This is a genomic window from uncultured Pontibacter sp., from assembly GCF_947495565.1.
In the GTDB taxonomy this organism is placed as follows: Bacteria; Bacteroidota; Bacteroidia; order Cytophagales; family Hymenobacteraceae; genus Pontibacter.
Genome location: NZ_CANLZM010000005.1, coordinates 47,827 through 59,917 on the forward strand (window position 1 = coordinate 47,827; position 12,091 = coordinate 59,917).

The window sequence follows — 12,091 nt, forward strand, 5'->3', positions numbered from 1 at the left end:
AAGTATACATCCTGATGAAGAAGAAATACCTGACCATAGGCGACCTGAAGCGCAATGCCTTTATTGTGGCCGCCGCCGCATGCATGGGCCTCACCGGTTGCGGGTCTAATAACCAAAATGAGGAGTGGAACGCAGGGGAAGAGGTGGCCGTGCCGGACGGCATTATCACTGAGCTGACGGAAGAAGCGCCAGACCAGTGGAAGATAACCGATGAGCAAACTACGGCTCCCGGCAAAAGCATGGCCATTTTAAAGTATAATGACGGGCGCGTGGACACACTGCAGGGCCTGGAACTGGAAAACCAGATGAAGGCGCTGTCTGATAACAGGCAGACGTACCAGCAAGGTGGTTTCGGCATGGGCAACGTGTTATGGTGGAGCGCAATGGGCTATATGGCCGGCCGTACTATGTCGCCACGCTCCGGTTACTATGCCAACCCCGGCCTGATGAACAACACCGCTGCCTGGCGCCAGAACGTGCAAACCTACCGGCAGCAGCGCGCTGCGCCAAGCTCAGGCAGAAGAGGCTTCTTTAGAGGCCGCAGCGGCGGGGCCGGAGCTTAAACCAAGAAGATTTCATGCAGAATAAAAATACAATCCGCGTAGCGCCGCACTCCGGCAACGTGGAAGCCGCCGTGCGTGGCCTGGGCTGGGAGTGGTGCGTAGAGGATGGCTGTGCCAACTATGTGCCCGGCGAAGCGGTGCTGCTGCCTGAGCAGGAAGCAGATGCTTTACTGGAAGCCGCCGGTACGCTCTACGAGATGATGGTAAATGCCATTCCGGATACACTTCCGGATGAATTCCTGAACGTGCTGGGCATTCCTGAAAACCTGTGGGAACTGGTGCGCCAGTCCTGGAACGACGACAGGCATTGGCACCTGTATGGCCGCTTCGACCTGGTACAGACACCGGAGGGGCCGAAGTTACTAGAGTTTAACGCTGACACCGCCACCTCGATACCTGAAACGGCCGTGGTGCAGTGGGCAAGCCTGGCTGCGGCCGGTAAAACCGATGCAAAGCAGTATTCCGGCCTGTACGAAGCCCTGGTGGAGCAGCTCCGCAGCTGGCGCATGCTAAACGACGACCTGGCTCCCGCGCTACTGTTAACTTATTTGGGCGGCAGTGCTGAAGATGAGGCCAATTGCGCGGTACTGGTACAGGCCGCTACAGAAGCCGGTTTCGAGCCGCATTTGTGTGCCGCAGAGGATATGGTCGTGTCTACGGAGGGTGCGGAGCGGGGCGTGTGGGCGCAGGTGGAGCAGGAGCAGTGGCGGCAGTTTCCGTTTCTGTTTAAGCTCCTGCCTTGGGAGCAGATTGCCTGGGAGGAGCCTGAGCTTTGCGACAGCCTTACAAAACTTGCCGCTACCCGCACGGTCATGGTTGCTAACCCGGCTTATACCTTGTTGTTTCAGAGCAAAGGCATGCTGGCCTGGCTCTGGAAAGCGTACCCGTACCATCCTTTGCTTTTAGAAACTGACCTTTCGCCCATCACTGGCAAGTATATCCGCAAACCATACTTTGGCCGCGAGGGGCAAAGCGTAGAGGTAGTGGACCGCGTGCCGGTAACAAAAATAGCCGGCGAGTACGACGGGCAGCAGCAGGTATACCAGCGCTGGGTAGACCTGCCCGAAGACAGTAAAGGCTACCAGTACCAGGCTGGCGTGTTCTGGGCCGGAGAAGGCTGCGCCATCGGTTACAGGAGAGAAAAAGGCATCATCACCAATTTATCGCAGTTTGTGCCGCATTTGGTGGAGGAGATATTGTAAAACAAAAGAACATGATAGTAGAATCAGAAGCAGACCTGCAAGGGATAATGAAAGTAAGTGAAGCCGTTGCCGTTACGCTCCGAAAAATGCGAGAGTATACTCGTGTAGGTATCACTACTAAAGAGCTGGATGAGTACGGCAATAAAATACTGGAAGAATTTGGAGCCAAATCTGCGCCTAAATCGGAGTACGATTTTCCTGGTTATACTTGTATCAGCGTCAACAACGAGGCTGCGCATGGTATTCCTTCCGAAACCACGGTGCTGAAAGAGGGTGATTTAGTTAACATTGATGTATCGGCCGAGCTAAATGGCTACTATGCTGACAATGGCGGCTCTTTCATACTTGGCGAGGATGTGCATGGCTTGAGCAAGTTAGTGGAGGCCTCTGTAAATGCTTTGCATAAGGCGCTGAAAGAGATCAAAGGCGGAAAAAAAATCTCCGAGATAGGAAGGATTATTGAAACAGAAGCCAAAAAGAACGGCTTTAAAGTGATCAAGAACCTGGTAGGCCACGGAGTAGGCAGAAGCCTGCACGAGGCGCCAGACGAAATCCCGAACTTCTACGATAAAGACAATACACAGCGGTTCCGCAAAAACAGCGTGGTAGCCGTAGAGACTTTCATCTCTACCAAAGGCAGCTATACGCACGAAAAAGGCGATGGCTGGACGTTATTGGCTGATAAAGGCGGCTACGTGGCGCAGCACGAGCACTCTATACTTATTACAGACGGGGAGCCGATTACCCTGACGAAGGAAAATGGGATTTGAGTTTTAGTAGAGCGCATTAACAGGTTTATCCCGATATCTTCAACACAAAAGATATTGGGATTTTGTTTTCATCAAGTCCTGCCTGCATAATTCTTAATTCAGAATTCTTAATTAACTACAGTTTGCCCTACCTTTGCACGAACAAAACGAACGCCTATGCTTGCTTTTCTGCTGACTTTGGGGGCTCTGCTGGGAGTGGTGATAGTGCTGGCTTATGCCGAGCGCAAAGTAGCCGCTTTTATGCAAGACCGCATGGGGCCTACCGAGGCGGGCCCGCAAGGTTCGCTGCAGGCCGTGGCCGACGTGCTGAAGCTGCTGCAGAAAGAAGACATCATACCTGCCGCGGCCGATAAAAAGCTGTTTAAGCTGGCTCCCATCCTCATTTTTGCCGCTGTGTTTGCTGGCTTTGCCGTAATTCCGTTTGCGCCGGCGCTAGTGCCGGCTGGTATTGGCATTGGCGTGTTTTACCTGCTGGCCGTGGTGTCTTTGGATGTGGTGGGGCTGCTGATGGCGGGCTGGGGCTCAAATAACAAGTATGCCATGCTGGGCGCTATGCGCTCGGTGGCACAAATCGTGTCGTATGAGATTCCGGCCGGGTTGGCCATACTTTCTGCCGTCATGATTTGTCAGTCGCTTGACTTTCAGGAGATCAGTTATCAGCAGGGCGCGCTCATGAACCAGTTTCCGGGGATGGAGTACGACATGAACTGGCTATTCGGCATAAGGGAGCTTGGCATCAATACAACAACGATAGGCGGCATCACCACCTGGAACATTTTCCGGGCACCTATACTTCTGGTGAGCTTTATAATATACTTCATTGCCTCACTGGCCGAGAGCAACCGTGCCCCTTTCGACATACCGGAAGCCGAGTCTGAGTTGGTGGCGGGTTTCCATGTAGAGTATTCCGGTTTCCGGTTTGCCGTGCTGTTTTTGGCAGAGTATAGTATGATGGTGCTGGTGTGCCTGGTGGCGGTTATACTTTTCCTGGGCAGCTGGAACACGCCTTTGCCAAACATCGGGCCGGTTAGCCTAGCTTATTGGACAAGCGGAACTGTAGGTGAACTCTCTAGTATACTTTGGGGGATTTTCTGGCTGCTGAGCAAAACATTTGTGCTGCTGTTCCTGCAGTTGCAGCTCCGCTGGACGTATCCGCGCCTGCGCGTAGACCAACTCATGCACCTGTGCTGGAAAGTGCTAACGCCCGTTGCGCTGGTTGTTGTGCTGCTGGCCGGCATCTGGCGGATGTTAATGATATGATATAGTTAAAAGTTAAGAGTTATGAGTTAAAAGTGATTTTGGCTCATAACTCTTAACTTTTAATTCTTAACTCGAACGAAGTGAGAAATAATACAACTGGTTTCTGGTACGTGGTGAAGTCGCTGCTGAGCGGGCTGCGGCTGACCTGGAGCCACTTCCGGAAAGCCAACAAGCGCCGCACGCCAGAGTATGTGTCGGATGCGAATTACTTTAAGCAGGATGATGGTCTGGTTACGCTCAAGTATCCGTACGAGGCTATTCCTGTGCCTGATAACGGCCGTTACCGCCTGCACAACGAGATAGACGACTGCATTGTCTGCGACCTTTGCGCCAAGATCTGTCCGGTAAACTGCATCACCATCGACTCTGTGAAAGCCACCGAGGACATCGGCACGACTTCCGACGGCACCAAAAAACGGCTCTACGCGCCAACCTTCGACATTGATATGGCCAAGTGCTGCTACTGTGGCCTCTGCACCACCGTTTGCCCCACCGACTGCCTCACCATGACGCCCGTGTACGACTTCTCGGAAGTAGACATCAAAAACATGGTATACCACTTTACAGACCTAAGCCCGGAGCAGGCCGAAGAGAAGAAACAGCTTTTCGCCAAACAGCAGGAGGAAATGGCAGCCGCCAAAGCCGCGGCGTTGGCAGCCAGGAAGAAGGGGTGATAATTATATTGATGTATTGTTGAAAGCACCACTTTGTGTTTAAAAAGTCTTTTCGTGCTTCTGTAATGTAAAAGGGACAAACGGACGCTTGCGCCAGATATATAAAATGCAGTTGCCAGAAATAAAGCACCTCTCCGTTATCGACTCTTTAAGAGGTGTGGCTGCACTAATGGTTTGCCTGTTTCACTTTATTTCATCAAATGCCCTTTTTGAGCAGGAACCGGTGAACGATTTTTTCTCTTGTGGGAAGTATGGCGTGCCGATGTTTTTTGTGATCAGCGGCACAGTCATCACACTTTCGCTTCTCAAGTCCGGGTATCAGCTGAAGCATTTTGGCAGCTACTTATTAAAAAGGATTATCCGGATTGAGCCGCCGTATTTGGTGGCTTTGCTGCTTACCGTAGCATACATGTATGCCCGGGAACTGGTGCCGGGTGCCACTCCCGTAGACTTGCGCCCCAGCGCGAAAGAGCTGCTGCTGCATGTGGGCTACCTGGTTGGGTTCTTTGAAGGCGTGAGGTGGGTAAACCCCGTGTTCTGGACACTAGCCATTGAATTTCAGTTTTACCTGTTTATGGCGCTGATCGGCCCCATGCTTTTAGGGCAGATGGCAGGCAGGTGGGCTATACTTGTCATCGGGCTTATTCTTCCGGTCCTATTTCCGGGTTTGGGCCACCTTATAGATTGGCTGCCTTTGTTTTTTATGGGAATAGCGGTGGCACTGAGGCTCACAAACCACATCAGCTTAACGGAATTTATACTTGTTTTAGGCGGATGTAGCCTCTCGGGAGTGATAGTGCTTGGTTACCCAGATGTAATTTTCGCGCTGCTGACGGCACTGGTTATCCTGCTGTTCCCGTTCGCGAAAAGCGCTGTCGGAAGCTTTTTTGGGCGCATTTCATACGCTTTATACTTGCTGCATGCTATTACCGGGGCTGTGTTTATCAATTTGGTTGCAAAATTTACAGATTCCGACGTGCTAAATGTGCTGCTAGTAGCGATTGGGTTGCTGCTTTCCATACTTGTAGCTCATTTTTTCTACAGATGGGTAGAACGGCCTTCGCTGCGTAAATCAAAGCAAATAAAACTGGGCGGCAGGAGAGGAGCCGTTGCCAGATAATCTTGAAGTGATACGTTTCTGCAGGATTTTATACCTTTACATCAGGATTTAAAACAACGCATGCTTTTCTACATCTTCGCCATACTTGCCATACTTTCCGGTGCCTACATGGTGCTGACGCGCAACCTGCTGTATGCCGGTTTTTCGCTGTTGATAACGCTGCTAAGTATAGCTGGCATTTACGTGTTGCTGTTTGCCGATTTTATTGCCGTAACGCAGCTGATGGTGTACGTGGGCGGCGTGCTGGTGCTGCTCCTGTTCGGGATTATGCTCAGCAGCCGGGTGCATGATAAATCGGTGCTCTCGGAGAGCGTGAACAAAATTTGGGGTACGCTGGTGGCAGGGCTCATACTTGTCGGCCTGAGCTACGCCATCCTGAAAGCAAACATAAGCACACTGCCTTGGCTGCAAACGACGCACCTGGATGTGCTGGGGCAACAGAAAAGCACGGTGCAACTAATCGGCATTAAACTGATGACGGACGTGGTAGTGCCTTTTGAGCTGGCCTCGCTGCTGCTGCTGATGGCCCTGATGGGCGCCGCATACATTGCCACGGATAAACAGAACGCATAAGTATGGAGCTGATTCCGCTAGAACATATTCTTTTATTGAGTGCCGCGCTGTTCAGCATCGGTATACTTGCCGTTATCACCAAGCGCCATGCGGTGGTGGTGCTGATGGGCATTGAACTGATTTTTAACGCTGCCAACCTAAACCTGGTGGCCTTCAGCCGATACGACCCTTCGCTGCTGCAGGGGCAGCTGTTCTCGCTATTCGTGATTGTGGTGGCCGCAGCCGAGGCTGCCGTGGCCCTGGCCATTGTGCTGCGGGTATATCAGTATTTTAAAACAGCAAACCTGAACGAGGTTATAACAGCAGAGAACAAATAGCTTCCCGAAATCTGCCCTAAACTATACGTATTAGTTTAAGCCAATATATGTAACTTTGCCCGCTGTTACGCAAAGCACCCTAACTCAACAGAAAGCACCTTGGAGCTAACCCAACTCTTACAGCCTTTGGCCGCCTCGCCCCAAACCACTGCCGCATTGGTTGTGCTGCTGCTGCCGCTGTTGGGTTTTTTGGTGCTGCTGCCCTTTGGCCGGCTGTTGCCGCGGCACGGCGATTGGCTGGGCATAGCGCTCACGGCAGGGGCATTTATACTTTCCGGCTGGCTCTTTTTAGAAACCTGGAACGTAACCACCTTCCATAGCCGCACAACCTGGTTTAGCATGCCGGGCAGCTCCCTCACAGATTTTACGCTCGGTATTTTGCTGGATAACCTCACCGTGCTGATGCTGGTGATCGTTACTTTTATCTCCCTGCTGGTACAGCTGTTTTCGGTACGCTACATGCACGCTGACAAAGGCTATAGCCGCTATTTTGCCTTCTTGGGCTTGTTTACGTTTAGCATGCTGGGTATCGTGCTGGTCGATAACCTGCTGTTGCTCTTTATGTTCTGGGAGCTGGTGGGCTTGTCGTCTTACCTGTTGATCGGGTTCTGGTTTCATAAGCCGGCTGCCGTGGCGGCAAACAAAAAAGCATTTCTCTTTAACCGCGTTGGCGATATCGGGTTGCTGCTCGGGCTATTCGCATTTTATACTTACTTCCGAACCTTCGACCTCGAAACGCTGCGCACCCTGGTAGGCAGCGGCACCTGGGATGGCGGAAGCTTTATCGTAACCTATACTTTAAAAGGACAGCCCTGGCTCATAGAAATCGGTCCCACTTTCCTGACGCTGGCTGGCCTTGGCCTGTTTATGGGCTGTGTGGGGAAATCGGCGCAGTTTCCGTTGCAGGTTTGGTTACCCGATGCCATGCAGGGTCCCACGCCGGTTTCTGCACTGATACACGCCGCAACCATGGTGGCGGCTGGCGTATACTTAGTGGCCCGCTGCTATGCTTTCTTCACGCCGGACGCGCTTGTTGTTATTGCCTTAGTTGGCGCTGTTACAGCCTTAATCGGGGCGCTGGTAGCCCTTACGCAAAACGATATTAAAGCCGTGCTGGCCTTCTCCACAATCTCCCAGCTAGGGTATATGGTAATGGGCATGGGCACAGGCGCGCACAATGCCGCGCTTTTCCATTTAGCAACGCATGCCTTCTTTAAAGCAGCGCTTTTCCTAAATTCAGGCATCGTTATACACGCCATGCATCGTGGGCTGCACCACCATCACCTGCACCTCAACGCACAGGATATCCGGAACATGGGTGGCCTGCGCAAAGCTCTGCCAGTAACATTTTATACCTATTTAGTAGCTACTGCCGCGCTGGTTGGCTTGCCGCTGTTTTCCGGGTTTCTGTCTAAAGATGCCATCCTTTCCGGGAGTTGGGCTTGGGCGCAGACCCTGGGTGGCGGAGCATACTTTCTGGTGCCGGTTATTGGGTTCACGGTGGTACTTCTCACAGCTTTTTACATGGCGCGGCACATGTGGTTTATCTTTTTCGGTGAGTTTAGGGCGCCTTTTTCGGTGCAGGACCTCCGCCTGAAGACAAGCCAGGAAGTGGAGCGCGTTATGCTTTGGCCGGTGATTGTGCTGGCTATACTTTCGCTGGGCATTTTCTTCTCGCTTAACCCGCTTAGCTTTGGCAGTAGCTGGTTACTGCAGGGTGTCGGCCTGGAAAACCTGACGAGCACATCCATACTTTCCAGCAGGCTGCTGGAGGCGGTGCACCTGCAGGACGAGGCAAACCATACCTTGCACCTGGTATTCGGCATACTTTCAACGTTGCTGGGCGCGGCCGGTATAAGCTGGGCGATCCTGAAGTATAGAAACAGGCCGGAGGCGCAACTGCTGCACGAAGAGCCGCAACTCGCAGCGGCGCGCCTGTCGCAACGCCACTTCTACCTGAACGAATTTTACGACAAAGCCTTTGTGCAGCCCTCGCTGGTGCTGGCCCGAGCCCTGTACCGCAACGACAAGCGCGTGATAGATTATGCCTTGAACAATGGCAGCAAAGCACTGGTGATTATAGCCAAAATTATGGCTTGGTTTGATCGCTGGGTAGTTGATGGGCTGGTGTGGCTGGTGGGTGCGCTCTCGAAGCTTGCCGGGCGGCTTGGCCGGGGCCTGCAAAACGGAAAGGTGCAGAGCTATTACGCTTACTCTTTGTTCGGATTTATTTTACTAATGCTATACATCATCCTGTTTTGATGGTACCTTTGAGATCAGGTTTTAGCGGCTTAAAGGATAGGTGGATTTGATATCCCGGCTTTTAAAAACAATCAGTAATTAACAAGCAACAGCGTTGAACAATTTTATACTTAGTAGCCTCATCTTTACACCTTTGCTGGCCGCACTGCTGGTGCTGCTACTGCCTGTGCGCCTGCAGCAGCCCATAAAAGCGGTGGCGTTGGCAGGCACTTTGGTACAGATGGGGTTGGCCATACTTTTATACTTCAATTTCGATGGGGCGGTGCTTGCCAACGGGCAGCAGGGCTATCAGTTTGTAGAGAAGGTAAACTGGATCGGGTTTACGCTCGGCAGCCTGGGTCGCTTCCAGATCGATTATTTTCTGGGGGTGGATGGCATCAGCATCAGCATGGTGCTGCTTACAGGCATTGTGGGCGTAATCGGCGTAATCTCCTCCTGGACCATCACCAAGAACGTAAAGGGCTACATTTTGCTCTACCTGCTGCTGCTAACCAGCGTGATGGGTTGTTTTCTGGCTCTTGACTTCTTCCTTTTCTACCTGTTTTTTGAGTTTATGCTCCTGCCGATGTATTTTTTGATCGGTATCTGGGGCGGGCCGAAGCGCGAGTATGCCGCCATTAAGTTTTTTATTTACACGCTGGTGGGCTCGCTTTTCATACTTCTCGTGATGATCGGGCTGTATACTTCCGTAATAGACCCGCAGGCTACGGCTGTGCAAATGGGGTTTGCGGAGCAGAGCGCTGAGGCCGGTAAGGCAGTGGTTGCGCAGGTGCAGCAAATGTTGCAGCGCAACGCGATCAGCAGCTATAACCTGGTGCGCACCTTTAGCATTCCGGCCATGATGGAGCCGGCCAATTTTATCCCGAACAGCCTGCTGCATGTGTTATCCGGCTCGGTGCTCTGGGATCTGCCTTTGCGTTTTATAGCGTTCCTGCTGCTGTTTGCCGGGTTCGCCATTAAGGTGCCGTCGGTGCCGGTGCATACCTGGTTGCCCGATGCGCACGTGGAAGCGCCTACGCCTATCTCGGTGTTGCTGGCAGCCATACTCCTGAAAGTGGGAGGCTACGGCCTGATCCGGATCGTGTACCCGATCTTCCCGGATGCCGGCGCATACTTTGCCGTGTTGGTGGGCGGTTTGGGCGTGCTGTCCATTATTTATGGCGCCCTGAACGCGCTTGCCATGAACGACCTGAAAAAGCTGATTGCCTACTCGTCGGTATCGCACATGGGTTTTGTGCTGCTGGGGCTGGCCTCGCTTACGGTGGAGGGCGTAAACGGCGCGGTGTATATGATGTTCAGCCACGGCCTTATCTCGGCCATGCTCTTCCTGGTTGTCGGGGTGATTTATGACCGGGCACACGACCGGATGATTCATAATTTCAGGGGCCTCGCGCACATGATGCCTGTCTATACCGTCTTTGTTGTGATCGCCTTCTTTGCCTCCTTAGGCTTGCCGGGCTTCTCTGGTTTTATTGCGGAGTTGCTGGTGCTGGTGGGCGGTTTTGGAGCGCCGGAGGCCACGGGCCTGCTGCCGCGCTGGCTAACAGTGGTGGCGGTGTTTGGCTTGCTGCTGTCAGCAGCATACTACCTGTGGGCGCTGCAGCGCATGTTCTTCGGCAAATACTGGATCTTCCCGGGGCTGCGCGAAAAAGCCATACTTACAGACCTTACTACCCGCGAGTACCTCATGCTGGTGCCGCTGGCCATACTCGCGCTGCTTTTCGGCATCTTCCCGCACCTGCTCTTAGATAAAATCGGCCTAACAGTAACCGGGTTCACAGAACTGGTGTTGCAGCGCGGGCAGGAACAGCTCGGTTTAATTTTATCAACGCTCAGGTAAGTGAACGAACAAGCAGCATACTTAACAGATAAGCTCAACGCCATACTTGCGGGTGCAGGCACGCTGGTACCCGAGTTTCTGCTGGCGATTTTTTTCCTGCTGCTCATCACGCTCGATCTTTTCAAGTCAGAAAGTATAAAAAGGTTGCTGCCCTGGCTGGCGCTTACCGGTTTGTTCTCGGTGCTGGCGTTGCAGGTGCTGGGCGGTTATACTGCTGCTACCGACGAGCCATTTCTAAATTTGCTGGTATCGGATGGCCTGGCGCGTTATGGCGGTATTCTATTCAGCGCAGCGGGTATTTTCACGGTTTTGATGGCATTGCAGCACCGGGAGCTTGAGAGGCTGAAAGAAGGGAAAGGTGAGTTTTACGCGCTGCTGCTCATACTTGTGCTGGGTCTCAACCTGATGGCAAAATCGGTGAACCTGCTGATGGTTTTCCTTTCCATTGAAACGGTTTCCATTGCCTCCTATATCCTGACGCTAACACTAAAACAAGAAAAAAGAGCCGTGGAAGCCGGCCTGAAGTATATTTTATATGGTGCCCTTTCAGCAGGCATTATGCTGTATGGCATGTCGTTCTTCTACGGGTTTACGGGCACGCTGGCCTATACTACAGAGGCTTTTGCGCTTGGCCTTGTGCAAGTGGATGGCTTGCTGGTAACCATCGCGGCTATACTTGTGCTGGCAGGGTTTTTCTTTAAAATCTCGGCAGCTCCTTTTCATTTCTGGGCACCGGATGTTTACCAGGGCGCGCCGCTTCCGGTGGTAGCGCTTTTCTCCACGGGGCCAAAAATGGCGGGCATATTAGTGATTCTGCGCTTTGTAAGCAACTTTACCGATGCAACGGCCTTTGCTGATGTGCAACTGCTGTTGGGTGTAGCTGCCATCGCCACGCTGGTGATCGGCAACTTTACGGCGCTGTGGCAAAAAACGCCGCGCAGGCTGCTTGCCTATTCATCTGTTTCACATGCCGGTATCCTGCTGATGGTGCTGCTGGCTTTGGGTACCAGTTATACTTCCAGCCTGCTGTTCTACCTTACGGTGCTCCTGTTCATGAACTTCGGTATTTTTCTGGTGCTGCAGGTGTCGGAGCAGCGTTTTGGCGTCAAGTCGTTGGAGGATTTTTCAGGGATAGGCCGTGTGCAGCCCTTTTTAGGTGTGATGGCCATACTTTATGTGCTCTCGCTGACGGGTTTGCCGCCGTTGGCTGGCTTTATGGCTAAGCTACTGGTGTTTAGTAATGTATGGGAAGCCTATACTTTATCGGGCAACACCATGCTGCTCACGCTGCTTATACTTGGCGTGCTGCTAACGGGCGTGGCGCTCTTTTACTATATCAAGATACCGTACTACCTTTTCTTCAAAAGGAATCAATCTCAGGAAAAATTAGTTATTTCACCGTCGAATAAACTGTTATTGGCACTGTTTGCCTTGCCGCTGCTGGTTTTGTTCTTTAAACCTGACCTGCTGCTGCACTGGATAGAACAACTGCTGACCCAGACACTATAAA

At 52.3% G+C, this 12,091-nt stretch carries 11 protein-coding genes; all 11 read left to right on the forward strand.

Going from position 1 to position 12,091, the window contains the following annotated elements; all coding sequences use genetic code 11:
- Positions 1 to 14 precede the first annotated feature (14 nt).
- The 11 genes from Q1B04_RS08135 to Q1B04_RS08185 all read left to right on the forward strand — a co-directional run bounded on the left by Q1B04_RS08135 (position 15) and on the right by Q1B04_RS08185 (position 12,090).
- Positions 15 to 563: a hypothetical protein gene (locus Q1B04_RS08135; protein WP_299757874.1), complete on the forward strand. Its 549-nt coding sequence runs from the start codon at positions 15 to 17 to the stop codon at positions 561 to 563.
- A 14-nt stretch (positions 564 to 577) separates the two neighbouring features.
- Positions 578 to 1,765 (forward strand): glutathionylspermidine synthase family protein, encoded by a 1,188-nt coding sequence (locus Q1B04_RS08140; RefSeq protein WP_299757877.1) that lies wholly within the window; start codon positions 578 to 580, stop codon positions 1,763 to 1,765.
- 11 nt (positions 1,766 to 1,776) lie between these two features.
- Positions 1,777 to 2,535: a type I methionyl aminopeptidase gene (gene map, locus Q1B04_RS08145; RefSeq protein ID WP_299757880.1), complete on the forward strand. Its 759-nt coding sequence runs from the start codon at positions 1,777 to 1,779 to the stop codon at positions 2,533 to 2,535.
- A 156-nt stretch (positions 2,536 to 2,691) separates the two neighbouring features.
- The gene (locus Q1B04_RS08150; protein ID WP_299757882.1) at positions 2,692 to 3,795 is read left to right on the forward strand and encodes a complex I subunit 1 family protein; all 1,104 of its coding nucleotides are present in this window, start codon (positions 2,692 to 2,694) and stop codon (positions 3,793 to 3,795) included.
- Positions 3,796 to 3,875: 80 nt separating this feature from the next.
- The gene (locus Q1B04_RS08155) at positions 3,876 to 4,469 is read left to right on the forward strand and encodes a 4Fe-4S dicluster domain-containing protein (protein WP_299757885.1); all 594 of its coding nucleotides are present in this window, start codon (positions 3,876 to 3,878) and stop codon (positions 4,467 to 4,469) included.
- A gap of 106 nt (positions 4,470 to 4,575) precedes the next feature.
- The gene (locus Q1B04_RS08160) at positions 4,576 to 5,589 is read left to right on the forward strand and encodes an acyltransferase (RefSeq protein ID WP_299757888.1); all 1,014 of its coding nucleotides are present in this window, start codon (positions 4,576 to 4,578) and stop codon (positions 5,587 to 5,589) included.
- 60 nt (positions 5,590 to 5,649) lie between these two features.
- Positions 5,650 to 6,162, forward strand: coding sequence for an NADH-quinone oxidoreductase subunit J (locus Q1B04_RS08165; protein WP_299757891.1), 513 nt, complete (start codon positions 5,650 to 5,652; stop codon positions 6,160 to 6,162).
- 2 nt (positions 6,163 to 6,164) lie between these two features.
- Entirely contained in the window at positions 6,165 to 6,479 is a 315-nt protein-coding gene (gene nuoK, locus Q1B04_RS08170) for an NADH-quinone oxidoreductase subunit NuoK (protein WP_299757894.1), read from the forward strand.
- Between the two features lie 99 nt (positions 6,480 to 6,578).
- Positions 6,579 to 8,741: an NADH-quinone oxidoreductase subunit L gene (gene nuoL / locus Q1B04_RS08175; protein ID WP_299757896.1), complete on the forward strand. Its 2,163-nt coding sequence runs from the start codon at positions 6,579 to 6,581 to the stop codon at positions 8,739 to 8,741.
- A gap of 94 nt (positions 8,742 to 8,835) precedes the next feature.
- Positions 8,836 to 10,581 (forward strand): NADH-quinone oxidoreductase subunit M, encoded by a 1,746-nt coding sequence (locus tag Q1B04_RS08180; RefSeq protein WP_299757898.1) that lies wholly within the window; start codon positions 8,836 to 8,838, stop codon positions 10,579 to 10,581.
- On the forward strand, positions 10,582 to 12,090 hold the full coding sequence (locus Q1B04_RS08185) for an NADH-quinone oxidoreductase subunit N (protein ID WP_299757900.1): 1,509 nt from the start codon (positions 10,582 to 10,584) through the stop codon (positions 12,088 to 12,090).
- Position 12,091: the final 1 nt, after the last annotated feature.